This is a genomic window from Flavobacterium sp. T50_26 (assembly GCF_057652995.1).
The window spans coordinates 1-26,996 of sequence record NZ_JBYFCC010000001.1; the positions used below are offsets into that span (position 1 = coordinate 1).

Sequence of the window (26,996 nt, forward strand, 5' to 3'; positions counted from 1 at the left end):
TTGCAAAAAGCTTTACAAGAAGCAGAGCTTAAAATAAAAGCCCTGAACACGCTAATTGATGTAGCCGAAGACCAACTAAAAATTGATATTAGAAAAAAGTCTGGTGCCAAGCAGTCTTAAAAATGAAACAGGACTTTCCTAAGATAGGAATAGCTGTTTTATGTCGATTGTTTGGCAAAACAAGGCACGCTTATTACGATAGTTTATGGCGAAAAGAGAGTAGTTTAGTCAAAGAAGATGTTATTCTTCAAGAAGTAATTAACGTCAGAAAAGACTTGCCGCGACTGGGAACTAGAAAGTTACACTATGTAATACAAAATAAGTTGATCTCCCATCAAATATCTTTTGGCAGAGATTATTTATTTGATTTATTGTCAGAACATAAACTGTTGATTCGTCAAAGAAAAAGAAAAGCTATAACCACTGATTCTAGACATTGGATGAGAAAATACAGCAACCTAGTAAAAGGTCTTGAAATAACAAGACCAGAACAAGTATGGGTGAGTGATATAACCTACATCCGACTTACTAATCAATGGGGTTACTTAAGCTTGATAACCGATGCTTATTCGAGAAAAATAATGGGATATAGCTTTCGTCAAGACCTGGCAGCAGAAGGGTGTATTGATGCGTTAAAGATGGCTTTGAATAACAAGTTGTATAATCAATCCATTATCCATCATTCCGACAGAGGTTCTCAATATTGTTCTCACAACTACGTTGATTTATTACTGAAGAATAATATTGCTATAAGTATGACTGAGAACGGAGATCCTTATGAAAATGCATTGGCAGAGAGAGTTAATGGTATTATCAAAACGGAATTTAATCTTTACTCAAGTTCATTAGGTTTTGAACAAACAGGATATCAAATAAACAAAAGTATCAAATCGTATAATGAACTAAGACCTCATGCAAGTTGTGATTATTTAACCCCTAACCAAGCTCATTTGAAATCAGAGAAATTAAACAAACGATGGAAGAATTATAATAGAAGTTTTAATTATGAAAAAACAGTTGTATAGTAGTTGCAGGATTAAGAATTATATTTGTATAACTATAATAGGATTTATTTATTAATTTGTATAGTTATTTTAGGACGGGTCACATTGCCTTTTCCTCTATACCATCGCCCTATCCGAAGTATGGATAGTGTATGAGTAGTGTATGAAAAATAGTATGTCAAATAGGATTAAATTCCGCTTAACTAAACAATATCGTGTATCCTAGTCAAAGGGTGAATTACCTTTCCTTTCACACTAACAAGCATTATAATTAAATTAATAAAAGCCATACAGTATGAGATTCCTCCATCGTCGGAATGACAAGATTATGGGAATCACGCGTTTAATGACTGAGATTTGCAACAGACTGCTGAACACTAAAATCTGAACACTGAACACTAATAATTAAGCAACTCCTCCATTTTAACACGAACCTTATCCACATTTGGAATCATCGTAAATTCTAACGTGCTGTTCAATGGAATCGCAGGCATATTTTCGGACCCGATGACCATCACGGGAGCATCGAGGTGTTTGAAACATTTTTCCTGAATGAGTCCGGCTAGGCTGCGTGCAAACGAATTATTGGTGGGTTCTTCGGTGACAACCAAACACTTTTTGGCTTTTTTAACGGATTTGAAAATGGCTTCTTCATCCAACGGATACAACGTTCGCAAATCGATGATTTCTACTTGGTTTTTGATGTCTGATGAAGCATTTAACGCCCAATGAACGCCCATTCCGTACGTTATAATCGTGATGGTTTCTGCGGTTTCTTGTTCCCAGATTTCTTGAACGATATTGGCTTTTCCGAAGGGTAAAATATAATCCTCGCTTGGCTCGTTTACGCGGGCGAAATCGGTTCCTTTGACTTTGCTCCAATACAAACCTTTGTGCTCTAAAATCACCACCGGATTCGGGTCGTAATAAGCCGCCTTCATCAACCCTTTTAAATCGGCACCGTTGCTTGGATACGCAATTTTGATACCGCGAATATTGGTCAACACACTTTCTACGGATGATGAATGATAAGGGCCACCACTTCCGTAGGCACCAATTGGCACACGGAGAATCATACTCACCGGCCATTTTCCGTTGGATAAATAACAGGAACGGCTGACTTCGGTGAACAACTGATTTAATCCCGGCCAAATGTAATCGGCAAATTGCACCTCAACAATTGGTTTTAAACCAACGGCTGACATTCCAACCGTTGAACCAACGATAAACGCTTCTTGAATTGGGGTGTTAAAAACACGTTCATCGCCAAATTTCTGTGCTAAAGTGGCTGCTTCACGGAAAACGCCGCCTAAACGTCCGCCGACATCTTGTCCGTATAACAAACATTCGGGGTGTTTTTTCATTAATTCTTCTACTGCAAATAAGGCACAATCGACCATCACGACTTTTTCCTCGCGGGATGGATTTCGCTCGCCTACTTCTTCAATGATGGGCGTTGGTGCAAAATCGTGTGTGAATAAATCCTCCGGTTGTGGCTCTTCGGCTTGTTGGGCTTTTTCAAAATCTTGTTGAACAAGGGTTTTAACAGAGTGTTCAATTTCTTGAATTTCATCTTTTGAAAATCCGCCATCGAGTAGTTGTTGAATCAAAACCGGATAAGGATCACGGGATTTTGCTTCTTCCAAATCATCTCGGTACCACTCCATCCGAACGCCGGAAGTATGGTGATTTAACAACGGAACTTTGGCGTGAACCAAAAACGGACGACGTTCTTCACGAATGGTTTTGACCACTTTTTCAAGAGCCAAAAAACTTTCGGTGAAGTTTGCTCCGTCTATCGAAATGGCTTCGATTCCGTGAAAACCTTTGGCGTATTCAAAGGCATTTTGAGCTCGGGTTTCGGCAGCATTGGCAGAAATATCCCAGCCATTATCTTGTACTAAATATAAAATGGGTAATTGCTTTAACGCTGCCATTTGAAAGGCTTCGGCAATTTCGCCTTCAGTTACTGAAGCATCGCCGAGGGAACAAACCACAATTGGTTTAATCTCCTTGTCATCTTGAATTCCTGTATTTTCTTTATACCAAAAACCCATCGCAGCTCCGGTGGCAGGAATGGCTTGCATTCCGGTTGCAGAAGATTGATGTGGAATTTTCGGTTTGTCAACATCTTTTAAACTTGGGTGACAATAGTAGGTTCGACCTCCTGAAAACGGGTCGTCTTTTTTAGCCATTAATTGCAACATTAAATCATACGGTTTCATTCCGATTCCGAGTAACATTGCATCGTCACGGTAATAGGGAAAAGCATAATCTTGTGGCAATAAATGCATCGCCATCGCAATTTGAATGGCTTCGTGACCGCGTGAAGTGGCGTGAACGTATTTGGAAACAATTTTGAAATTATCTTCATACAATTCAGCCATCGTTTTGGCGGTTGCCATTGTTGAAAAGGCTTTTTTCAGGATATTTTTTTCTAACATTTTAATCTTTTTGAAACCTGTCAGGTTTAGGTTTATTACTTCGCTTCAACAATCCAACCAAATTGGTCTTCTTCTTTTTGAAGTTTTATAGCGTTTAGTGTATCATTTACCATTACAGAAACCGGATTGTTTTCAGGGAATTTGATTGTGAAATCGTTGTTGCCGATTTCTTCGATCATCGCAATTCCAACTGCTGTTCCGGTTCCAAAAGCTTCTTCTAATGTTCCATTTTTGGATGCTTCGATGATTTCGGAAATTTTGATTGGTTTTTCGATTACTTCAAAGCCTTTGGAACGCAACAAATCAATTACACTCATTCGAGTAATTCCTGATAAAATAGAACCACTCAAATCCGGGGTGATGAATTTACCATCAATTTTAAAGAAGATATTCATTGTTCCAACTTCTTGGATGTATTCAAAATCGTGAGCATCTAGCCACAATACTTGATCATATGATTTTGCTTTGGCATATTCGGTTGGACGAATGGCTGCTGCATAATTTCCGGCTGCTTTGGCTTCTCCTGTACCGCCATTGACTGCACGAACATATTTTTTCTCCGCATATAATTTAATTTTTCGACTGAAAAATGGTCCGGCCGGAGAGGCAATAACCATAAATTTGAAACTAGTTGCAGCACGCATTCCGATAAACGGTTCATCGGCATACATAAACGGACGAAGATATAATGCACTTCCTTCTTTAGTTGGAATCCATTGTTTTTCTAATGCGGTGAATTGCTTTAAAGCTTCCACAAATAGTTCCTCCGGAAGAGACGGCATTCCCATTCGGTTGGCACTAAAATTTAATCGTTTTGCATTTTCATAAGGACGGAATAATAACGGCGTTCCATCTTTTCCCAACGTGGCTTTCATTCCTTCAAAAATAGCCTGACCATAATGTAAAGCCATTGCTGCAGGGTGAGTTGGAATGAGCTGTAACGGTTCAATTCGCGGATTTTTCCACTCGCCGTCTTGATAATCGCAAACAAACATATGATCGGTGAATTTTTTTCCCATCACGATGTTGTTTAAATCAACTTCTCCGACTGTTGAATGTGCTGCTTTTGTTACTTTAATTTCTATCATTACTTCTTGCATTGTGTTTGTTTTTAATCTTTATTTTATAGTTACACATATACCAATGTGGTCACTTAATTTTTTATCTAAATTCCAAATTTCGATTTCAGTTTTTTTGTCTTTTATAAACTTTTCACTCAAAATTATATGGTCAACATTATTATCAATTTCAGCAGTTAAATTCTTCATTCTTAAATCATCAAAAACCTGATTTAAAACATTTTTTGCTTCATAACTAGGATAAACATACCCAGAAAAACTTGTATTTAAATCTCCAATAATGCAATTAAATTCATTTATATCAAACGCTCTAAAATCTTCTAAATGCTTTTTCAAATCGATTTTAAAACAATCTCCCTTTCCACCAAATACTCCTATAATTGTTGCATAAATGTTTAAAACGCCGAATTCTGTTTTAACTTCTGTACGCAAACTTGTATATGAATCAAACGTTGTATGCTTTTTTATAATTTCATACTTTGTCCAAATTGTTGCTCTATTCTCATTTTCTTCATATTTAATTCCATCATAATTTGGGATTAACTTTTCTGTGGAAATAAAATTATAATTTTTACTTAAATCCAATTTTGAACTTGTTTCAGTTAAAACGATAATATCTGCATCATAAGAATTAATTATTTCTCGGATTAACTGATTATTATTTTTATTAAGTCGTTCAACATTCCAAGTTAAAATTTTCATTTAGATATTTGTATTTAAATCAAACTGCTCTAAATAATCCCCCACTCTTTTTAAGAATGATCCTCCTAAAAATCCATCCACTACTCTATGGTCGAAGGATAAGGATAAAAACATCATACTTCTGATGGCGATTTCATCTCCTTTTTCTGTTGTAATTACTTCCGGTCTTTTTTTGATGATTCCCAACGCTAAAATGGCGACTTCCGGTTGATTGATAATCGGTGTTCCCATTAGGCTTCCAAACGTTCCTACGTTGGAAATAGTGAATGTACTTCCTTGAATGTCTTCGGGTTTCAATTTATTATTTCGGGCACTTTCTGCTAAATAATTGACTTCTTTAGCAATCGAAATCATGTCTTTTTCATTCGCTTTTTTGACAACTGAAACAATTAAATTTCCGGTTGGTAAAGCTGTTGCCATTCCGATATTGATGTCTTTATGTACAATGATTTTATTTTCATCAACGGATACATTGATTAATGGAAAATCCTGAATCGCTTTTGCCACCGCATCAATAAAAATGGGTGTAAATGTTAGTTTTTCGTCGTATTTCTCTTGAAATTTGTCTTTATTTTCATTTCGCCAATTCACCAAATTTGTCACATCAGCTTCCAAATAGGAGGTTACGTGTGGCGAAGTTTGCTTGGAATATACCATATGATCAGCAATCATTTTTCGCATACGATCCATTTCTACAATTCGGTCTTTTCCCTCTACAAAATTGATTTTAGGTTTTGGAAAGGTTGTCGGTTGTCGGTTGTCTAATATCGGTTTTGATTGTAACGGATATTTTCTGTTTTTTAAATAGTTGAACACATCACTTTTTTGAATTCTTCCATCCAAACCTGAGCCGGGAATACTTTGAACTTCTTCTACGGAAAGATTTTCTTTCTGAGCAATACTGATGATTAAAGGTGAAAGAAAAGCATCAGTGTTGCGGATTGCGGGTTGCGGGTTGCGGGTTGTCGTTTGCACCATTTTTTCTGCAACTTTCTTCTCTTCATTCTTAACCACCGAATTCTGAGTTTTGACTTCTGCATTCTGATTTGAATCAATTAATGCCAAAACAGTTCCTACATCTACTACATCATCTTTTTGAAAACGAATTTCTGTAATCACACCAGAAACAGGAGAAGGCACTTCGCTATCTACTTTGTCGGTGGCGACTTCCAACAGGGTTTCTTCGGCTTCAATATAATCACCAACATTTTTTGTCCAATTGATGATGGTGGCTTCTGATATGCTTTCGCCCATTTTGGGCATTTTGAATTCAAACATATTTATTTGTTTCAGGTTTCAAGTTTTAAGTTTCAGGTTGCGGTAACTTGAAACTTTAAACTTGAAACAAAATTATTTCTTCTTAAATTCTTCTAATGTCTTATAAAATGCTTCCTGCGTCGGACGATTTTCCGGTATTTCTCGTAATGGCTCAACTTCTTTCAATGATTCGTAACATTCTGATGGCAATTGCTGATACAAGGCGGTTCCTTTGGTTTTCCATTCAATCATTTCATCGGAAACATCTTTGATAATGACTGCCGGATTTCCAACAACCATTTTGCGATTTGGAATTTGCATTCCTGCTTTTACAAATGCTAATGCTCCAATGATACATTCGTCTCCCACATTCACATCATCCATAATGACCGCATTCATTCCTACCAAACAATTTCTACCAATATTGGCTCCGTGAATGATAGCTCCGTGACCAATGTGTGCTCCTTCTTTCAAAATCATTGACTTCCCGGGAAACATGTGAATAGTACAATTTTCCTGGACATTGCAACCGTCTTCTATGATGATTTCACCCCAATCGCCACGAATGGCTGCTCCGGGACCGACATACACGTTTTTACCGATAATTACATTGCCGGTAACCGCTGCTTGTGGATGAATGAAACTGCTTTCGTGTATGACGGGGATGAACCCTTTGAATTCGTAGATCATAATTGTTGTCGGTTGTCAGTTGTCGGTTGTCAGTTATTTAAATTTTTTCAACGTTTCTTTCGTGAAATCTGATAAAACCAAACGTCCGCTAGTGGCGGCTCTTTCGGCTAATAGATTATCCCAATTGTCGGTGCCTCGCCAGAAAATCTTTTTCATTTCTTGCATGGCTTCCGGATTATAGGTGCAAAGGTGTTCTGCAAATTTTTGAACGGCTTCGTCTAATTCTTCGATGGTTTCAAAAACGGAAGCATACAAACCTTTTTCTCTTGCCCAATTGGCTTCGTAAAAGGTGTTGGCATCAATGGCGATTTGTGACATCGCTGAAACACCCATTTTACGTTCAATGGCTGGTGAAACCACAAATGGTCCGATTCCAACATTGAGTTCGCTTAGTTTGATTGCAGCGAATTTTGTAGCCATACAATAATCGGTTGCGGAAGCGATTCCTACGCCACCACCAACTGTTTTCCCTTGAATTCTTCCGATGATGAATTTTGGACATTTACGCATGGCATTGATGACATTGGCAAATCCGGAGAAGAATTGTTTTCCGGTTTCGGCGTCGTTTATGGCGATTAGTTCTTTAAAACTGGCTCCGGCACAAAAAGTTCGGTCGCCACCACTTTTGAGGATAATGACTTTCACTTCTGCGTTGTTTCCGGCTTCGGTGATGGTGCTGGCTAATTTTTTTAATACATCACTTGGTAGCGAATTTTGTTCGGGATGAAAAAACTCGATGGTGGCGATGTTATTTTGTATACTATGTTTTACGTAGGGTTCTGTCATTACTTATATTTTTTAACCGCGAAGTCCGCAAAGATTTTACGCAAAGTCCGCAAAGTTCATTCTCAATTATAAAATATTAAATTGTTCGAAATGGTGGTTCAAATGTTTTCTTTCCAGTAAATAGGATTCGTATTTATTTAGATTTCCGAAAACCATATTTTTTTGAACGGCTTCGGGATTTTCTTTAAAAAATGTTTTAAAGGCTTCTCTGGCTTCGATGAGTTTTTGTTTGGCGGTGGCAAAATCGGGGTGAATTAGGTCTTCCAATTCTCCTTTTTTCATTGTTGGAAAAGCAGTTCCTTTTGGGAATTTATCGTAATTGTACAATGAATTGTGCACTTTATCCAAAATCTTTTCTGGCGTTGCAATTTCGAAATCTTGAATTTCACCCGACATAATTCTGTAACCGTGTTCCAAATGTTCCAAAAGGTGTTGCGGCGTTAAAATTCCCCATTGTGGTTTGGTGTTTTCGGTTAATTTATTCAGGCATTCAGCAATTCTATCATCGGTCATTTCGACAAAAACTTCTTGCTTTTTCTGAACCATTGTTAAAATAGTGGCGATGGCGACCAATTCGTTTTCAGCATCAAAAACCTCAACAAACCATTTTACAATTCCGCTTGGATGTTCGGCTGAAGCGACATCACGTTCAATTTTTTGTTTGCACGTTAAGCGAACATAAATCGTATCGTTGTGATAAATTGGTCGTAAAAATCGGCATTCTTCGAGCCCGTAATTGGCAGCAACCGGTCCTTTGTTTGGATAAACGAATAATCCTGCGGCGGCGGCTAAAATGAAATAACCGTGAGCGGTTCGTTTTTCAAAAATGCTTCCGTCTAAGGAAGTGATGTCGGTGTGAGCATAAAAATGATCCCACGTTAAATTGGCAAAATTGATGATGTCGGTATCGGTAACCGTTCGTTTGTGCGTTTTGAGCGACATTCCGGGTTGGATATCTTCCCAATGGTATTGAAACGGGTGTTGCGTAATTTCTTTGTAAGCCGAATTGGGTTGATAAATTCCGGTAATTTCCGTTAATGTAGTTGGCGAACCTTGAATGGCACAGCGTTGCATATAATGTTTGATTCCGCGAACACCACCCATTTCTTCTCCGCCTCCGGCACGACCGGGACCGCCGTGAACTAACAAGGGTAATGGCGAACCGTGACCGGTGCTTTGTTTGGCATTTTCTCGGTTTAGGACTAAAATTCTTCCGTGGTGAGAAGCGGCATTTACGACATATTCTTTGGCAATTTCGTCTGAATTTGTCACGATGGATGAAACCAATGAACCTTTACCCATTTGGGCTAATTCGATTGCTTCTTCCAATGTTTTGTATGGCATTATGGTGGAAACGGGTCCGAATGCTTCTGTTTCGTGAACCGATAAATTTTGAAAAGGTTTGTCTTCTCTCAATACAATCGGACTAACGAAAGCTCCTTTTTCATTGGCACCGATGATGTTTATTTTATCGAAATCTCCATACACTATTGAAGCGGTTTGTGCTAATTCGTTTACTCTGTTTTTCAATACATCGGCTTGGGCTTTGCTTACTAAAGCTCCCATTCGAACTTCTTTCAATCTCGGGTCGCCGATGGTTACTTTATCTAATGATTTAGCAAGAGCGATTTGAACGTCATCGATTAATTTTTCAGGGACTATCATACGTCGGATTGCGGTACATTTTTGTCCGCATTTCACGGTAATTTCGCTTCTGGCTTGGTTGATAAATAAGTCAAATTCGGGTGTTCCGGGAACAGCATCTTCGCCTAAAATAGAGGCATTTAAAGAATCTGCTTCCATTGTAAACGGAACGGATTCTTGAATAATTCTCGGATGAGCTTTTAATAATCTTCCTGTTGCGGCTGAACCAGTGAAGGTGATTACATCTTGACTTTCAACGGTGTCGAATATATTTTTGGTTGTTCCGCTGATGAGTTGCAGTGCTCCTTCGGGAAGTATGTTTGAAGCGATGATTTCTTGCACGACTGCTTCAGTTAAATAGGCGGTTACCGGTGCTGGCAAAACTACGGCGGGCATTCCGGCCATCCAGTTGACGGCACATTTTTCTAACATTCCCCAAATTGGGAAATTGAAAGCATTGATGTGAATAGCAACACCTTTTTTAGGTACTAATATGTGATGAGCCATAAATCGACCGCCTTTAGACAAATCGATGGGATCGCCTTCTACGTGATAGGGTTGGTTGGGAAATAATTTTCGTAAGGATGCGTTGGCAAATAAATTTCCGAAACCACCTTCGATATCAATCCACGAATCTACTCGGGTTGCTCCGGTGCGGTAACTGATTTCGTAGAACTGTTCTTTGCGTTTGGTTAAATACATCGCCAAACTTTTTATCATATTTCCACGCTCTTGAAAGGTCATTTTGCGGAGTTTTTCTCCACCTTTTGTTCTTCCATAATGCAAAATGGCAGGAATATCTAGGCCTTCTACTGTTGTGGAAGCAATAAATTCTCCTGTAACAGCATCGAATGAAGGAATTCCTTCGCCTGTTCCGGTGGTCCATTTTCCGAGGACGTAATGTTGTGTTTTGTTCATAATTTATCTTTTTAACCGCAAAGCACGCAAAGGATTTTCGCTAAGTTCGCTAAGTTTATTTTTTAAGCTCGTTCTATAATAGCTGCATAGCCTTGTCCGACACCAATGCACATCGTGATTAAGGCATATCGTTTTGCGGTTAGTTGCAATTCTAGGGCAGCGGAATAGGCAATTCTCGCTCCTGTTACGCCGAGCGGATGTCCGATGGCAATAGAACCTCCGTTGGGATTTAATCGAGGGTCGTTGTCGGCAATTCCCCAAGCTCTGGTGCAGGCTAAAACTTGTGCAGCAAAGGCTTCATTTAGTTCGATAATATCCATATCGGCTAAGGTTAATCCGGCTTTTGCTAATGCTTTATTGGTGGCTTCAACCGGACCGATTCCCATAATTCTAGGTTCTACTCCTACCACTGCTGAGCTGACAATTCGAGCTAATGGTTTGAGGTTATATTTTTTCACTGCTTCTTCAGATGCAATGATGGTTGCGGCTGCTCCGTCGTTTAATCCTGATGCGTTTCCAGCTGTTACGCTTCCTTCTTTTCTGAATGCCGGACGAAGTTTTGACAATCCTTCTAGGGTTGAATTTGGTTTTACAAACTCATCTTTTGAAAATAGGATGGGATCGCCTTTACGTTGTGGTATTTCAACTGCTACAATTTCTTTAGCCAAACGACCTGATTGTTGAGCGGCAGCGGCTTTCATTTGACTATTGTAGGCAAATGCATCTTGATCTTCTCTTGAAATGTTATATTTTTCAACTAGGTTTTCTGCGGTTTCTCCCATAGCATCCGTTCCATATTGTTGATGCATTTTAGAATTGATGAAACGCCATCCAAAACTGGAATCGTACATTTTACTATCGGTTCCAAAAGCGGCTGATGGTTTGGAGACAACTAATGGTCCGCGAGTCATATTTTCGATTCCGCCTGCAATGAAAATGTGTCCGTCTCCGGCTTTTATTGCTCTGTTGGCGTGAATGATAGCTGATAATCCGGAACTGCACAAACGGTTTACGGTTTCACCCGGAACTGAATGCGGTAATCCGGCTAATAATAGCGACATTCTGGCTACATTTCGGTTGTCTTCTCCGGCTTGGTTTGCACAACCCATAATGACATCGTCATAAGCTTCTTTTGGAATGTTTGGATTTTTTTCTACTACGGTTTTGATGACCAAAGCTCCTAGATCATCCGGGCGAACGGCTGATAAGGTTCCTTGATAACTTCCGATTGGAGTGCGAACTCCGTCTATGATGTATGCTTCCATATTGTTTTCTGTTGTCGGTTCTCCGTTGTCTGATGACTGTTGTCGGGTGGAACTGAACTTTGTCTTATATTTTACTCTTTTATGGTTGGCTCTTTAGCCCCGATTGAGCCGGTAGCTCCCGTTTTTTAAACGGGACTAAAGGCGAAAGCGGGAATATGGTTTACTGAAAAAGCCCGAGCCATTCGCTTCTAATTATTTTATATTATTCCCACTCTTTTTCACTTCGGAACACGGTTCCTTTGAAAAGTGCGACTGTTTTTTCTTCTTTTTTTATTTCGATGGTATAAAACCCAAATTTATTTTTTAGAGCATTTTCGGTGGCGATGGCAATGATTTTATCGCCTTCTTTCAATGCTTCAATGTGATTTATCGAGGTGTCGATGCTCACTGATTGACGACCGTGTGAATTGGCGGCAAAAGCCAAAGCACTGTCGGCCAATGAATACGTGATTCCGCCGTGAGCGATGCCGAAACCGTTGGTCATTTCTTTGCGGATTGTCATAGATAAAATACATTTTCCTTCGGAAACTTCTTCTACGGCGATGCCAAGCCATTGACTGAAGGCATCGTTTTGAAACATTTTATTTATGATTTCGGTTGGTTTCATTTTTCCTCTCCCCGACCCTCTCCAAAGGAGAGGGAGACTGGGTGTGACTATATTGGGTTAATAAAATCTTGTATTTTCTTTGTTCATTTTTCTTAAAATCGGACTGCAACGGTAGCGGTCTTCATGGTATTCTTCATAGAGTTCGTCCATTTTTTTAACACACCAATTGATTCCTTTTTCGTCTGCCCAAGCGAGTAATCCTTTTGGGTAATTGACTCCTTTGGTCATTGCATTGTCGATGTCTTTGGCGGAAGCAATGTTTAAAAAATAAGCTTCGGCTGCTTCGTTGATCAGCATCACTAAAATTCTGTCAACGATGTATTGTCCTAATTGATTATCTTCGGTTGGCTGTGGTAATTCTGAATTGTAATTATAGAAACCTCTTCCTGATTTTCTTCCGAAGAAACCAGCTTCAGAAAGTCGCTTTTGTGTGAAAGAAGGTTTGTATCGTGGGTCGAAATAAAAAGCGGTGAAAACAGTTTCTGTTACGGTGTAATTGACATCGTTTCCGATGAAATCCATTAATTCAAATGGTCCCATTCGGAAGCCGCCGATGGTTTTAATTGCCCAGTCGATGGTGGCGAAATCAGCTTTTCCTTCTTCATAAATTCGGAGTGCTTCGCTGTAAAAAGGTCGAGCCACACGATTGACAATAAATCCGGGTGTATCTTTTGCAATGGCAACGACTTTTTTCCAATCGGTGATGGTTTGAACAGTTTGTTTTACTACTTCTTGACTAGTTTGAATTGCGGGAATTACTTCAACCAATTGCATTAACGGAGCAGGATTGAAAAAATGAATTCCGATTACACGTTCCGGTTTTTGACAAGATGCGGCGATGGAAGCGATTGATAATGAGGATGTATTGGATGCCAAAATTGTTTCTGGTGAAACGTAATTTTCTAATTCGGAGAATAGTTTTCTTTTGATGTCTAAATTTTCAACTATGGCTTCGATGACTAAATCGGAATGAGATAATTCAGCAAATGTGGTTGCGTAAGAAATATTGTTGATGATTCTGTTTTTTTCAGTTTCATCAATTTTTGACTTTTCAACTAATTTTGTCAAGGTGTTTTCAAGGTTGATTTTACTCTTTTCCAACACGGTGTGATTGGTGTCGTAAAGGTGGACTTCGCAACCGGCTGTAGCAGCTACTTGTGCGATGCCGCTTCCCATGGTGCCTGAACCGATAACTGCTATTTTCAAATTAGTTTCCATTAAATTCGGGTTTTCTTTTTTCTACAAAAGCGGTAACACCTTCTTTGTAATCGTTGGATGAACTGGCTTCAATTTGCAAATCTGATTCTGATGCTAATTGCTGTTCTAAATTATTTGTCATTGATTGATTTAATAATCTTTTAGTTAAACCGATGGCTTTGGTTGGCATTTCTGCTAGAGTTTCGGCTATTTTTGTTACTTCTTCTAAAAATGATTCAGGAGAAATTACTTTGTAAACCATTCCTAATTTCTCTGCTTCAACGGCGGAAACTTTGTCGGCTAACATCATTAAAGCGGAAGCTTTTTGAAATCCGATTAATCGTGGTAAAAAAAATGTTCCGGCACTATCCGGAATTAATCCTATTTTGCTGAACGCTTGAATGAAGGAAGCATTTTCAGAAGCCAAAACAATATCACAAGCTAAAGCAATGTTTGCTCCGGCTCCGGCAGCAACGCCATTAACCGCAGCAATAATTGGTTTTTCAATCGTTCTGATTTTTTGAATGATTGGGTTATAATGTTCTTCCAGAATTTTTCTGAAACCGGGATTTAAATCCGGATCAGTGACTTCTTTTAAATCTTGTCCGGCACAAAAGGCTTTTCCGTTTCCGGTAATGACGATGGCTCGAACAGAATTATCAGTTGAACAATCCGTTACTATTTTTTGCAATGACAAAGCCATTTCACGGTTGAAACTATTGAACACGTCCGGTCTGTTCAGTGAGATGAAGGCTACTTTGTTGTTTATTTTAAATTCGATTGAATTGGTCATATTTTAATTTTCTTTTTTCGCAATCCCGATAGCTATCGGGAGCAGAGTCGCAAAAACTTTGATGGGTTTCTATTTTAAACATTTGAAATAGTCAAAAGGTTCTAAACAATCTTCGCATTGAAAAAATGCTTTGCAGGCAGTTGAACCGAATTGACTGACTAATTTGGTATTGAATGAACCACATTGTGGACATTTTACTAACTTTTTATTTCCTAATAATGCTTCTTTGTCTGCTGTTTCGTTTAATGGCGAAGCGATTCCGTATTTTTCTAAAGCTAATCTTCCTTTTGGGGTAATCCAATCGGTTGTCCAAGCCGGAGAAAGTACTAGTTCTACTTTGGCTTCTAATCCTTTTTCTTGGAATGCTTTGATAATATCATCTCCAATTACATCCATTGCTGGACAACCGCTGTAGGTTGGTGTAATTTGAACGTTGACGATTCCGTTTTGTAATTTGGCAGAACGAACGACACCCATTTCCATTATCGATAGAACCGGAATTTCCGGATCGGAAACAGTTTCGAGGATTTCGAATAGTTTTTGGTCGATATGCTGGATTTGTTCTGTCATTTTATTTAACCGCAAAGAACACAAAGGTTTTACTAAAAGGTCACTAAGTTTTTACCAAGTCATATTTGGATACGTACGTTGCATATATTGTAATTCGGTTAGAATATAACCCATATGTTCGCTATGAATGCCTTGTTTTCCTCCTTTTTGGAAATATTCAATGGTTGGTGTTTGCAATGTTGATTCTTCTAAAATGGTATTTACTTTTTTATAAAAAGCCTCTTTCAACTGACTCACATCAACTCCAATACCTTCTGAAACCATTGCTTTTTCAGCATCGGTTTGAAGAAATAGTTCATCTGTAAAAACCCATAAATCATTAAGGGCAGTTTGGATTCGGTTGTGACTTTCTTCAGTTCCGTCGCCTAATCTTCTGATCCAGTCGGATGAAAATCTTGTGTGATAGGAAACTTCTTTGATGCTTTTTTTTGCTATTGCCGATAATGTTGCATCAGAACTATTCTGCAATTCTTGCAGCAACAATAAATGATACACATCAAATAAAAATTGTCGGCCGATGGAATAGGCAAAATCACGATTGGGTTGTTCTACCAAAAGGACGTTTTTGTAATCTCGTTCTTTTCGAAGAAAAGCGATTGTGTCTTCCGTTTCATCGTTACCAATTAGTTTAGCGGCATATTGATAGTAACTTCGTACTTGACCGAATAAATCAAGGGAAATGTTGGTCATTGCAATGTCGGTTTCCAGACTTGGTCCGTGACCGCAAAGTTCACCAAGACGTTGACCTAAAATCAATGAATTGTCGGCTATGCTGAAAATATATTGAACTAAATTGTTATTCATATTTTTTTATTTTACAATCTAAAACATTAAAAATTTAAACCATATAAGTCAATTAAGTTCATATAAGTTTAAAAGCTTTGATTTTACATATGTTTTAATTCGTCGGGAAGTTCGTAAAAAGTTGGATGACGATAGGCTTTGTCTTTTGCGGGTTCAAAAAGCTCTGCACTGTCTTCCGGATTGGAAGCGGTGATTTGTGCTGATGGAACGACCCAAATGCTCACGCCTTCCATTCTTCGTGTGTACACATCGCGAGCATTTTCAAGTGCCATTGTTGCATCACTTGCGTGAAGGCTTCCGCAGTGGCGGTGCTCTAATCCGTTTTTACTTCGTATAAATACTTCCCAAAGAGGCCAGTTTTTCATAGTGTTTCAGTTGTCGGTTGTCGGTTGTTGGTTGTCGGTTTAAAACAGATAACGGGTAACAGACAACGGAGTTTATATTGCTTCTTTTACTACTTTATTTTCTTGTTTTTCGGCGTAAGCCATAGCGGCATCACGTACCCATTTTCCGTTTTCCCAAGCGTTTTTTCGGGCGGCGATTCGTTCTTTGTTGCAGGGTCCGTGACCTTTAACTACTTGCCAGAATTCATCCCAATCGAGTTCGCCAAATTCGTAATGTTTGGTTTCTTCGTTGAATTTTAAAGTTGGATCCGGAATGGTTAAACCAATCATATCGGCTTGCGGAACGGTTTGATCTACAAATTGCTGGCGTAGTTCGTCATTCGTTTTGCGTTTTAACTTCCATTTCATGGATTGTTCGGTGTGAACGGAAGCATCGTCGGTTGGCCCTAACATCATTAATGCAGGAAACCACCAGCGATTGAGTGCGTCTTGTGCCATTTCTTTTTGTTCCGGCGTTCCGTTTGCCAACGTCATCATAATTTGAAAACCTTGTCGTTGATGGAAACTTTCTTCTTTACACACTCGCACCATCGCACGGGCATAAGGTCCGAATGATGTTGTGGTTAATGGCACTTGATTGATGATTGCTGCACCATCTACCAACCATCCAATGGCTCCCATATCTGCCCACGTTAGTGTTGGATAGTTGAAGATACTTGAATATTTTGCTTTTCCGGAATGGAGTTGTTCGTATAATTCTTCGCGGGAAATTCCGAGTGTTTCGCAAGCGGAATATAGGTATAAACCGTGTCCGGCTTCGTCTTGAATTTTGGCTAACAAGGCTACTTTTCTTTTTAAAGATGGTGCTCGGGTTATCCAATTTCCTTCGGGTAGCATACCGACAATTTCGGAATGTGCGTGTTGCGAAATTTGACGAATGTGTGTTTGACGGTATTTTTCAGGCATCCAATCTTTGGGCTCGATTTTTTCGTCGCGGGCAATTTTTGCGTCAAATATTGCTTCTAGGTTTTTTACTTCGTGTTCTGACATAGCTTTTAATTTTTTAGTGGTTAGTTTTTGGCTAACAATTAAAATTTATTTTTTTGCTTTTTGAACCATATAAGTCATATAAGTTCAAGTAAGTTTTTTAGTTCATTTAAGTTTTTGTCTTATGTGACTTGACTTTTTATTTTTTAATCTTTACTTTTTTTTGAACCATATAAGTCATATAAGTTCAAGTAAGTTTTTTTAGTTCATTTAAGTTTTTGTCTTATATGACTTGACTTTTTATTTTTTAATCTTTACTTTTTTTAAACCATATAAGTCGTATAAGTTCTAGTAAGTTTTTTAGTTCATTTAAGTTTTTGTCTTATGTGACTTGACTTTTTATTTTTTAATCTTTACTTTTTTTAAACCATATAAGTCGTATAAGTTCTAGTAAGTTTTTTTTAGTTCATTTAAGCTTTTGTCTTATGTGACTTGACTTTAAATTTTTTAATCTTTACTTTTTTTGAACCATATAAGTCATATAAGTTCAAGTAATTTTTTTTAGTTCATTTAAGTTTTTGTCTTATGTGACTTGACTTTTTATTTTTTAATCTTTACTTTTTTTGAACCATATAAGTCATATAAGTTCAAATAAGTTTTTTGTTTTTGGCACTTTCGTTTTTATGGTTTCCTTTTTAGCCCCGATTGGAGTGGAAATCCTCGCCTTTTTTGGCGAGATTGCAACGGAAAGCGGGAATATGGTTTACTGAAAAAGCCCGAACCATTCGCTTCTAAAAATTTTAAACGCCAAAATCGATTACGACTTTTTTGGAAGTTGGAACGGCTTGACAACTGAGTACCAATCCTTTATCAACTTCGTTTTGATCGAGTGCGTAATTGACCTTCATTTCGACGGTTCCTTCAATGACTTTGCACTTACAGGTGCTGCAAACGCCGCCTTTGCAGGCAAACGGAAGATCGGCACCGGCTGCTAAAGCTCCGTCGAGAATGTTGTCGAAATCATCATCCATATCAAAGTGAAATTCTTTTCCGCCATCGATGATGGTGACTTCGGTTCCTTCGACTTTTTTCTCTATAATTTTATTGATTCGCTGTTTATCTTCTTCAGTAATTCCGCTGGTAAACAGTTCGAAATGTATTTTTTCTTTGGGCAAACCGGCTTCGACCAACTCGTCTTTTAACAAATGAATCATATCTTCGGGTCCGCAAATGAAGCATTCGTCGATTGACGGAATATGAATGATTTTGTTAGTAATGATTTTCATTTTTTCTGAAGAAAATCGGCCGTTGAAAAGTTCTGCCGGACGATGTTCTTTGGTTAAAAAATGGAAAATTTCAAATCGGTTGAAATAGGTGTTTTTTAATTGTTCGATTTCTTCTTTAAACACGATGGATTTTACGGTTCGGTTTAAATAAAAAAGTTTGAAAGTAGCGTTGGGTTCGAGTGCCAAATGTGTTTTGATGATGGACAAAATTGGTGTGATACCACTTCCTGCCGCAAAAGCAATGTAATTTTTGGTTTGGGTTGGATTAATTTGGGTAAAAAATGTTCCGCTAGGCGACATAACATCCAAACTATCTCCTTTTTTTAATTTTTCGTTGACATAACTGGAAAACAAACCTTGGCTGATTTTTTTGACAGCAACTCTCCATTTTTTCTCCGTTGGACTGGAACATAATGAATAGGAACGACGCACATCTTGACCGTCAATCAAGGCCCGCAACGTTAAATGTTGGCCTTGTGTGAATTGAAAATCGGTTTGTAATTCTTGTGGAATATCTAACGTAATGACGGAACAATCTTTTGTTTCCTTGTAGATATCGGCCACTTTTATGCTGTGAAATTTTGCCATAAATCGTAAAAATTAAAACTAACAATTGTTAGTTTACTATGCAAATTTAATGATTATTTTTTAAAGTTACGAAAACGTTTGAAAAAAAGATAAAGATTTGAAAATGATTAACAAAGTTAACGATAAATGACTTACACGATACCTTTTAGAAGTACTTGAGTCATATTTTTTCTAAGCGTAGTTTCGTTTAGGTTTTTAGAATTATTGTACCAAAGGTAAAGTGTGCGAAGCGTTGAAAGTGTTGAAAAAACAATAACTTCGGGATTGATGTTTTGTAGTTCTTTGGTTTGAATTCCTTTTTTGACAATTTCGCGGAAATTTTGTTCGTATTCTTCCCTCATTTTGATGAAATAATGCAATTCGTTGTCGGTTAAATGCATCCAATCGTTGTTTAGGCAAGCTAGTGCATCGGAATTTCGCAATGTAATGTCAATGTGTAATTGAATTACTTTTTCGATTTTTTGGATGGAAGAAATGTCGGCCGACACAATTTCGTTCATCACATTCGTGAATTCTTCTGCTATTTCGATAATGATTAAAACCAGGATTTCTTGTTTGGATTTGATGTGATTATACAAGCTTGCTGCCTTGATATTCATCGCCTGAGCAATATCTCGCATCGTCACGGCACTGTATCCTTTTTCTTTGAAAAGTTGTGCAGAAACGGAAATGATTTCGGTTTTTCGATCGGTAATCTTCATAGAATTTCAAATATAAAGATTTTTTTGGATTGGGTAACTTTTGTTACGGAATGGTTTTGGGATTGTTGTTATTTTTGTGGCGTAAATTCGAAAGAACACGGATTTAGGAAATTTGAAAAATTAAAAACATTTTGATTTTTTGAACCATTAAGAAATTAAGGTGCATTAAGTTTTTAGAACAGGGATTTAAGAAATTTGAAAAATTTGAAAATTAAAAAATAGAAAATATGGGATTATTGAGTATGTTGGGTTTGGGTGGAAAACAGGAAAGTGTGGACGATTTTATGGAAAAAGGTGCTGTGATTATTGATGTGCGAACGGTTGGTGAATTTCAGCAAGGAAATATTAAGGGTTCGAAAAATATTCCGTTAAATACAATTTCTACAAAGATTGAAGAAATTAAAAAAATGAATAAACCGGTAATTGTTTGTTGCCAAAGTGGAATGCGAAGCAGTCAAGCCAATTCGATTTTAAAAAACCACGGCATTGAATCGATGAATGGTGGCGGATGGCAAAGTTTGGAACGAAAAATATAACAATTAGGTTTTAATTTTTTTGGATAAACCGGTTTGTGTCAAAACGGTTTCGCCATTGTATTCCAACTTCCAACCCATTGTGTTGGTTAGAATTAATATTTTGGAAAGTTCGCTGATTAATCGATTTTCGGCATTGGTTTTAAGTTTTGATTTCTCCATTTTTTTGGCTATTTCGGCTTTTACTTTTTTGTTGATTTTATTGTAATCGGCTGTTCCAAAAGGGTTAAATGTACTTTCGTCAATACTATAAAAATGAATATCGGGATTGATTTTCATTTCGGCTTCGGGAATATTTGTGATGGAAATGGTTTTGGTCGTTTCGTTGATATCATATTTAATTTTGCTCAAATCGTAAGAAACCGTCACTTCGGCATTGACAACCATTAAGGCTTTCTTTTCAAAAGAAACCATATCCATGAAATATTTCTTTTGATCTTTGTATGTCATTACTTGCGAATACGTTCCTTCGGTAACAACTAATTTGGAGACATTTCGCAGTTGTTTTTCGATTAAAGCGGAATTGTATTCGATGGTAGAAGAATCTTTTTCTTTGGTAAAATATTGATAACCGAGATACAACAAAACACCAATAATGATGATATAAATCAATTTTCCCGATCGTCCAATCGCTTGAATAATGGGAACTAATATGTTTTTAAGTTGGGTTTCTGTGGATTGATTTCTTCGTGTAGCCATCGCATATAAATTTATACGAAGATAAAAATTTAAATCAACTTATTCGATTTGGCTTTTTGAATGGCTTCCAATTTATTGTGAACTTGCAGTTTTGTATAAATATTTTCGATGTGTTTTCGGACGGTTGATGGCGAAAGTATCAAATTATCTGCAATTTGGTTGTAATTTAATCCTTTTGAAAGTTGTTCCAATACTTCGATTTCACGGATAGAAAGTTTGATTTCTTCTTCTTCCGTTTTAGCATCAAAATCGATTGGATTTCGCAGTAATTTTAAGGTTTTTAAAGCAATTGACGGATTCATAGCTGCTCCGCCATTTAACGTTTCAATAATTCCTTGGTGCAAATCGGTTGGATTGACTTCTTTGAGCAAATAACCATCGGCTCCAGCCTTAATAGCGTTGAAAATATTTTCATCATTATCAAAAGCGGTCAGCATAATGACTTTAATTTGAGGATATTTTTGTTTGATGATGGCTGTTGCTTCGATTCCGTTGAGAACCGGCATTTCGATATCCATCAATAAAACATCAAGGTTGTGATTCTCGCCTAATTTGGTTAATAATTCAGCTCCGTTTAGTGCAGAAAATTTGATTTGAATATCTTCGAAAAAAGATAATTTTTCCCGAATGGCTTTGATTAAAAAACTATTGTCATCAATTATGGCGAGTTTGATATTCATTTTTCTTATAAATTAGTTTTACTAAACAGATGTAAAAATTCCAGTTTCAATTGAATGGCGTTTAGTTTTCGTTGCGTAGTTTCTTCTAATTCGGCTAAATTATTGATGGAATCATTCATTTTATCTTTTTTATTTTTTTCTGAATGCAATTGATCCTGAATGCAAAAAACACGGTAAAGATGTTCTTTTTCTTTTTCATTATTCTTCCGTTTGAAAAATAAAATCAAAAACAGATTTATCAAAATAAATAGGATGATAAGTGATTGATTCATAAAATTTCATTTTTTGATTGAACTCAAATTTAGCAAAAAACAAAACTGAATTCCATACGGCAATTGCCTTATTCTACGCAATTTCTTTTTCAATTAAAATAATGGTTCCTTTTTCTTTTTCGGAGATGATTTTTAAATCAGCATTCAATTCTAATGCTCTCTTTTTCATATTATTCAAACCATTTCCGAGTTCAATTTCTGATTCTGAAAAACCAATTCCGTTGTCAGTAATCGAAAAAATCATTTTGTTGTTTTCTTGTTTCAGTAGAATTTTAATTTGTGATGCGTTAGCATATTTTACAGCGTTATTCACTGCTTCTTGAATGATTCTATAAATATTCATTCCTTCGATGGATGAAAATTCGTGTGACGCATTAACGCTTTCTTCGATTGAAAAATCAAATGAAATTCCGTGCGTAGCCAATTGAGCATTATCTATAAAATTGGTGATTCTGATTTGTAAATCTTCCACAGAAATAGCATTTTTGTTCATTGCCCAAATGGTATCACGCAGTTCGGTAATCGTGTTTTTGGTGAAGCCACTGATATTGTCAAATTTGGAAACTAATTTTTCTTTGGCCACATCAAAATACTTCAAATTATCAATCGAAGAAATAATGAATGTGAGTTGCGAACCAATGTTGTCGTGCAAATCTCTGGAAATTTGCAATCGTTGTTCTTGTAGTTTGTTTTGGGTTTCAATTTTAACGAGAGCTTCTTTGAGCTCGGATTCTTTGACAAGTTGATTATTCTTAATTTTTTGTTGATTGTATAAAAGATAACCCAGCAATCCCAGTACGAAAGCAAATCCTAATGAACCAAAAATGATGGTGTTTTTTTGTTTTATTTTTAATTCATTTTCGGCTAATTCTGCTCTGTTTTGAGCTATTTCTGTATCTTTTTTGGCGGTTTGGTATTTAACTTCTAATTCATGCAACGTTTTTAGATTTGAACTTTTCATAATACTATCACTCATGGTAAAGTACTTCTTATTATAAAGATTTGCATTTTTAAAATCATTAATTGTTTCAAAATAATAGGCATAATTCTGAATCGATTCCAATAAACTTTCGGCTACTTTTGACTTTTTGGAATAGGCATAAGAACTATCTATATAACTTTTGGCTAAAAGTGGTTTTCCTTCTTCGAGCATCAATTGGGCAATGTTGTTATAACTGGATGCAACACCAGAAAAATTTTGAATTGATCGTTCTATTTCTGCCGATTTTTTGTAATAATATAAAGCAGAATCAGTTTTGCCTAAATAATGGTATACACCTCCTACATTATTAATTGATTCGGCAATTCCTTTTTTGTCTTTTAATTCTTCTTCTATTTTTAATGAAAATTTGAAATAAAGTAATGATTTTTGTAGGCTATCTTGATTTGCTAAAGCGATAGCAATATTATTATAAACTTCAGATAATCCTTTTTTATAGTTTAGCTTTTTATAAACTGACAATGCTTTGTTTTGGTAAGTTTTTGCTTTCTCATACATTGCTAAAGCACTGTAAATCATTCCAATATTATTGTTTACAATACCTTGTTCTTTTAAATCATTTGTAGCTTCATAAATCTTTAATGCTTCCAAATAGTTTTTTAGACTCTCCTCATACAAACCTAAAGAACGATTACATGCTCCAATATTATTTAAAGTAGAAGCTTTTACCGAATTGCCTTTAACCAAAGAAAGTGCTTCCAGAGAGAGTTGTTTTGATTTAACATATTCACCTTTGGCTCGGTAAACAATTGCTAAATTATTAAAAGTATAGCCTAGCGACTCATCTAGTTTTTCTGCTTTGGCAATTTTTTCAGCTTTGCCTAGTAGCTCCATTGCCTTGTTTGTACTGGAAACATATAGTTCCATTGCTTTTGCATTCAAACTGTCAATTGTTTTATGCTCCTTTACCTGACCAAAAATTTGCATAAAAAATAAGCTGCAAAAAATAACTGCTATTCGTTTTATTGTCATCCTGTTTGAATTTTGGAACTATTCAAATTTAATCTTTTGTTTTTAAGCTAACAAAAAAATGTCTGCTTATTATTGATTTTAAGTAATTAAACTACTTTAAAACAACGATTAAATTGAGCAATAAAACTACAAATATCATAAAATAAAGCAGTAGCACGATTCGTAATGTTTTGATTGTTTTCATCTTTTTACTTTGTTGGGATAGAACAAAATTCGGTTAATTAACATTGTGAAACAATACGACAAATGCCGTATAAAAAAAATTCCCAATCGAGCAGATTACGATTGGGAAATTATAACTTGACATTACTCTTATTTTTTGCTCTTTGCATATTCTGCTAACTGAAAAGCATAAGCATCAAGTGTTTTTTTCATGGCATCTAGAAATAAATCTCTGTCAACTGTAACGGTATAAAGCATGAGTCCTTGTTGCTCTTTATAAGTTATTTCTCCACTCGGAGAACCTTTTTTTATTTCCTTTACATAATCATTTGCCGATTGATACTTTATTTTGCTTTTAGCAATGTAAGCCATCGGATCAAAAGACAAAGCTCCCCAATTTGGCGATACTATATTCATAGGTAAATCATAAGTAAATAGGTTTGAAAAATGACTTACTTGGGCAATAGGATCAAATGAAAAAGTGTGCTTATATTCTTCTGAATCATAGAATTTAGAAACAAATTTCTTATCCCAATTCACTAAAAAAGGTTCTAAAAGCACAGATAGATTAACCATAATAGCATCGTTTTTAGATGCTAATTTTGTATGAGCCCCCATAGCCATTTTAGGATATTTAAAAATAGGTTTTTTTCCCGCTGCAAATGTTACAGCAGCACCCCATTCCTGACCGGCTTCCATTTGACTAAAAAATTCACCTGCATTTACACTTGTTTCTTTTGCAAGTAATTTTTTATACTCATCTTGATTTTCAACTGTTGATGGATCAATAATTGTATAGCCTATCTTTGAAAAATGGTTTTCTAAAGTCGATTTAAAATAATCAGCTAACTCTTGAACGTCATCAGACGTAATTCCGTCAATAATGGATGCAAAACGGTCAATATGGTCTCTACTGTTTTTATTAAGTGAACCCTTACGTTGGTATTCCATTGTTTTTAACGTCACATTTGCACCAATAAAACAAATTTTGTTAGACTTTCCAAAAGGATTTTTACTATCCATTTGAATATAATTTTTAGAAAAGTCTTTGGTTGCGAATTCTTGTCCTTTTACTATTAAAGAGAACACCAAACAGATTATGATACTTACTACTACTTTCATATACATCTAAAATTAATTATAATTTAAAAGAGAATTAAAACTTCCCAAACAAAGCAGATTTCGATTGGGAAGTATAAAAAACCACTAAAAAAATTTATTCAAATTCTACATTAAAAGAACCTTCTGTTACTTCTTTCATACTTCCATCATCCGTGTTTTTTGCCGAATAACTAAAAGTACCTTTGATGTGCGTATCGGTAATTTCAGAAATTTTTATTTCACCCACTTTGTCGCCACCTTCATAAGGAGCAGACCAAATTTTTGATTCAAAAGCAGCTGGGTTAGAGATATCAACTGTAATTTCAGTGTAACTTGCATTTGCTTGTCCTAAACCTAAAGTTCCTCCAATATCATAGGTTCCTACACCGTCAAAAGTTGTAATATTAAAAACAAACGCTTTGCTAGAAGTACCTCCTGTATTTCCTTGAATTGAAAGCATAGATCCTACTTGATAAGCAAACGTTGTCATTTCCATACTTGTTACCCAAGACCCATCAACTTTTGCAGTAATTGTTCCTGCCGCTGCACTACCTCCACCTCCGCCATCATCATCACTACTACATGACGTTAAAAAAATAGATGTTGTTACTAAAAAGCACGCACAGATAAATTTAATTGTTTTCATAATTGTTTGTATTTAATTGGTTAAATAATTTGAGTCAAAATTGGTACTAATTTAAGTTGCTTTCAATAAGGCAAATGTCGTATTTTTTAGTTTTATTAGTAGTTACTTAGAAATTCGGATGTGTGGTGTTTCAACATTTTGCTGCCTGCATTATACAATCCTAAGGCGTATTTTTGAGAATCAACATCCAACCATTTGGTATTTTCGCTATAACTTGGACCTACAATAACAATGGGAGTGATAGAAGTTACCGTTGCCGATCCTTGTTTTGAATAAACCACCATTTTCTCTTTTTTAATTACACCGTCAATTTCAAGAGGGGTTTTTAAAGATCCTGTATATTGTGTTTCGGCTCCCATTCCAATTTTGCCTTGCGTAAACATAACTTTCGACTGAATATGATCAAAAGTTTGAGCCCCTTTTAAACCAATCACTTTATTTTCTTTTGGTGCAGAAACATAGTGCGTATTAATCAATCTGAAGTTGGTAAACATTTTAACCTGAGCACCGTTTCCACGCAACCAATCGTCTCCGTCTTCAGAATACATAAAGAACAAATCCACATCGGCTATAACAGCATCATCCAATTCGTTGGATAATTTCTGAGGCACAAAAGCTCCTCCAAAAGTTCCTTTTTTCTTTTTGCCTTTACTATCTTCTTTTTTATAAAAGAAAGTATATCCTTCCGGCACAGCTGTCATGACACCTGGCATTCCTGATTCTACAACATATGGTCCTGTTTCTTGTTCCCAACCTTCATAAGTAGTTGTTTTTGAAGCTACTTCCGGAGATATAATTTCAAAACCTTTTGACTTTAAATCGGCAACAAACTCGTTATAAAGCTGGTTTGTTTTTGCTTGAATATCTTCTTGAAGCAAACCATTTAATCCAATTGCTCCTCTTGCCATTGCTTCACCTTTAACGTTGCCCCCAAATCCCCCGGATGCTTTGTAATTAATTGCTTCTTTGTATACCTCAAAATTCACATTAAAACTGGCAATGTAAATTCGTTTAGCGTTCTTTTTTAATTTTCCTGTACCATAATCTTGGGTGCTTGGTTTAAACTCACCTAATCCCTGAGCATGAATAAGTGAAAAATTATAGAAAAACACAAAAAGTAAAACTATTCTAACAGTTGTTTTCATTAGTAGATGATTTAAAATTGAATGATACAAACATCTTGTAAAATGAAAAACAAAAAAATAAGGCAAATGCCGTATTTTGAAAATAACTCGCTAAATTGTGAATGAGATTGATCGCTAAAA

At 36.4% G+C, this 26,996-nt stretch carries 26 protein-coding genes; 2 read left to right on the top strand and 24 right to left on the bottom strand.

Features of this window, described 5'->3' with window-relative positions; genetic code table 11:
- The first annotated feature begins 122 nt into the window (after positions 1-122).
- Positions 123-1,025 carry an IS3 family transposase gene (locus AC23MC_RS00005; RefSeq protein WP_487566601.1) on the top strand — a complete coding sequence of 301 codons (903 nt, stop codon included), beginning with the start codon at positions 123-125 and terminating at the stop codon, positions 1,023-1,025.
- A gap of 377 nt (positions 1,026-1,402) precedes the next feature.
- On the opposite strand, the gene AC23MC_RS00010 is transcribed toward AC23MC_RS00005, so the two are convergent.
- From AC23MC_RS00010 to AC23MC_RS00090, 17 genes are all read right to left on the bottom strand, one after another.
- On the bottom strand, positions 1,403-3,448 hold the full coding sequence (locus AC23MC_RS00010; RefSeq protein ID WP_487566600.1) for an alpha-ketoacid dehydrogenase subunit alpha/beta: 2,046 nt from the start codon (positions 3,446-3,448) through the stop codon (positions 1,403-1,405).
- 35 nt (positions 3,449-3,483) lie between these two features.
- Positions 3,484-4,548 carry a branched-chain amino acid aminotransferase gene (locus tag AC23MC_RS00015; protein WP_487566599.1) on the bottom strand — a complete coding sequence of 355 codons (1,065 nt, stop codon included), beginning with the start codon at positions 4,546-4,548 and terminating at the stop codon, positions 3,484-3,486.
- A gap of 18 nt (positions 4,549-4,566) precedes the next feature.
- A complete protein-coding gene (locus AC23MC_RS00020; protein WP_487566598.1) occupies positions 4,567-5,229 on the bottom strand; it encodes an endonuclease/exonuclease/phosphatase family protein in 663 nt (220 codons plus the stop codon).
- Positions 5,230-6,507: a dihydrolipoamide acetyltransferase family protein gene (locus AC23MC_RS00025; protein WP_487566597.1), complete on the bottom strand. Its 1,278-nt coding sequence runs from the start codon at positions 6,505-6,507 to the stop codon at positions 5,230-5,232.
- A gap of 72 nt (positions 6,508-6,579) precedes the next feature.
- Positions 6,580-7,176, bottom strand: coding sequence for an acyltransferase (locus AC23MC_RS00030; protein ID WP_487566596.1), 597 nt, complete (start codon positions 7,174-7,176; stop codon positions 6,580-6,582).
- Between the two features lie 33 nt (positions 7,177-7,209).
- Positions 7,210-7,962 carry an enoyl-CoA hydratase/isomerase family protein gene (locus AC23MC_RS00035; protein WP_487566595.1) on the bottom strand — a complete coding sequence of 251 codons (753 nt, stop codon included), beginning with the start codon at positions 7,960-7,962 and terminating at the stop codon, positions 7,210-7,212.
- Positions 7,963-8,028: 66 nt separating this feature from the next.
- Complete coding sequence (gene paaZ, locus AC23MC_RS00040) at positions 8,029-10,524, bottom strand: phenylacetic acid degradation bifunctional protein PaaZ (RefSeq protein ID WP_487566594.1); 2,496 nt, start codon at positions 10,522-10,524, stop codon at positions 8,029-8,031.
- Between the two features lie 62 nt (positions 10,525-10,586).
- Positions 10,587-11,789 (bottom strand): 3-oxoadipyl-CoA thiolase, encoded by a 1,203-nt coding sequence (gene pcaF, locus AC23MC_RS00045; RefSeq protein WP_487566593.1) that lies wholly within the window; start codon positions 11,787-11,789, stop codon positions 10,587-10,589.
- A 202-nt stretch (positions 11,790-11,991) separates the two neighbouring features.
- Positions 11,992-12,396 (bottom strand): PaaI family thioesterase, encoded by a 405-nt coding sequence (locus AC23MC_RS00050; RefSeq protein ID WP_487566592.1) that lies wholly within the window; start codon positions 12,394-12,396, stop codon positions 11,992-11,994.
- Between the two features lie 57 nt (positions 12,397-12,453).
- Complete coding sequence (locus AC23MC_RS00055) at positions 12,454-13,614, bottom strand: 3-hydroxyacyl-CoA dehydrogenase NAD-binding domain-containing protein (RefSeq protein ID WP_487566591.1); 1,161 nt, start codon at positions 13,612-13,614, stop codon at positions 12,454-12,456.
- Positions 13,604-14,386: an enoyl-CoA hydratase-related protein gene (locus tag AC23MC_RS00060; RefSeq protein WP_487566590.1), complete on the bottom strand. Its 783-nt coding sequence runs from the start codon at positions 14,384-14,386 to the stop codon at positions 13,604-13,606. Before AC23MC_RS00060 ends, AC23MC_RS00055 begins: the two co-directional genes overlap by 11 nt.
- 69 nt (positions 14,387-14,455) lie before the next feature.
- Positions 14,456-14,956 carry a 1,2-phenylacetyl-CoA epoxidase subunit PaaD gene (gene paaD / locus AC23MC_RS00065; protein ID WP_487566589.1) on the bottom strand — a complete coding sequence of 167 codons (501 nt, stop codon included), beginning with the start codon at positions 14,954-14,956 and terminating at the stop codon, positions 14,456-14,458.
- Positions 14,957-15,007: 51 nt separating this feature from the next.
- A complete protein-coding gene (gene paaC / locus AC23MC_RS00070; protein ID WP_487566588.1) occupies positions 15,008-15,760 on the bottom strand; it encodes a 1,2-phenylacetyl-CoA epoxidase subunit PaaC in 753 nt (250 codons plus the stop codon).
- A gap of 83 nt (positions 15,761-15,843) precedes the next feature.
- The gene (gene paaB, locus AC23MC_RS00075; protein WP_112086245.1) at positions 15,844-16,125 is read right to left on the bottom strand and encodes a 1,2-phenylacetyl-CoA epoxidase subunit PaaB; all 282 of its coding nucleotides are present in this window, start codon (positions 16,123-16,125) and stop codon (positions 15,844-15,846) included.
- Between the two features lie 72 nt (positions 16,126-16,197).
- Positions 16,198-17,154 (bottom strand): 1,2-phenylacetyl-CoA epoxidase subunit PaaA, encoded by a 957-nt coding sequence (gene paaA / locus AC23MC_RS00080; protein ID WP_487566587.1) that lies wholly within the window; start codon positions 17,152-17,154, stop codon positions 16,198-16,200.
- A gap of 737 nt (positions 17,155-17,891) precedes the next feature.
- Positions 17,892-18,965: a 1,2-phenylacetyl-CoA epoxidase subunit PaaE gene (paaE, locus tag AC23MC_RS00085; protein WP_487566586.1), complete on the bottom strand. Its 1,074-nt coding sequence runs from the start codon at positions 18,963-18,965 to the stop codon at positions 17,892-17,894.
- Positions 18,966-19,096: 131 nt separating this feature from the next.
- Entirely contained in the window at positions 19,097-19,666 is a 570-nt protein-coding gene (locus tag AC23MC_RS00090) for a TetR/AcrR family transcriptional regulator (RefSeq protein WP_487566585.1), read from the bottom strand.
- A 227-nt stretch (positions 19,667-19,893) separates the two neighbouring features.
- On the opposite strand from AC23MC_RS00090, the gene AC23MC_RS00095 reads away from it, so the two are divergent.
- The gene (locus AC23MC_RS00095; protein ID WP_487566584.1) at positions 19,894-20,202 is read left to right on the top strand and encodes a rhodanese-like domain-containing protein; all 309 of its coding nucleotides are present in this window, start codon (positions 19,894-19,896) and stop codon (positions 20,200-20,202) included.
- Positions 20,203-20,205: 3 nt separating this feature from the next.
- On the opposite strand, the gene AC23MC_RS00100 is transcribed toward AC23MC_RS00095, so the two are convergent.
- The 7 genes from AC23MC_RS00100 to AC23MC_RS00130 form a co-directional block, all read right to left on the bottom strand.
- A complete protein-coding gene (locus tag AC23MC_RS00100; protein ID WP_487566583.1) occupies positions 20,206-20,898 on the bottom strand; it encodes a DUF4230 domain-containing protein in 693 nt (230 codons plus the stop codon).
- 29 nt (positions 20,899-20,927) lie between these two features.
- Positions 20,928-21,578 (bottom strand): response regulator transcription factor, encoded by a 651-nt coding sequence (locus AC23MC_RS00105; RefSeq protein WP_487566582.1) that lies wholly within the window; start codon positions 21,576-21,578, stop codon positions 20,928-20,930.
- Positions 21,579-21,583: 5 nt separating this feature from the next.
- Entirely contained in the window at positions 21,584-21,850 is a 267-nt protein-coding gene (locus AC23MC_RS00110) for a hypothetical protein (RefSeq protein WP_487566581.1), read from the bottom strand.
- 73 nt (positions 21,851-21,923) lie between these two features.
- Entirely contained in the window at positions 21,924-23,822 is a 1,899-nt protein-coding gene (locus tag AC23MC_RS00115; protein ID WP_487566580.1) for a tetratricopeptide repeat-containing sensor histidine kinase, read from the bottom strand.
- 312 nt (positions 23,823-24,134) lie between these two features.
- The gene (locus AC23MC_RS00120) at positions 24,135-25,106 is read right to left on the bottom strand and encodes a hypothetical protein (RefSeq protein ID WP_487566579.1); all 972 of its coding nucleotides are present in this window, start codon (positions 25,104-25,106) and stop codon (positions 24,135-24,137) included.
- Positions 25,107-25,200: 94 nt separating this feature from the next.
- Entirely contained in the window at positions 25,201-25,731 is a 531-nt protein-coding gene (locus AC23MC_RS00125; protein WP_487566578.1) for a DUF6252 domain-containing protein, read from the bottom strand.
- Between the two features lie 95 nt (positions 25,732-25,826).
- A complete protein-coding gene (locus AC23MC_RS00130) occupies positions 25,827-26,876 on the bottom strand; it encodes a hypothetical protein (protein ID WP_487566577.1) in 1,050 nt (349 codons plus the stop codon).
- Positions 26,877-26,996: the final 120 nt, after the last annotated feature.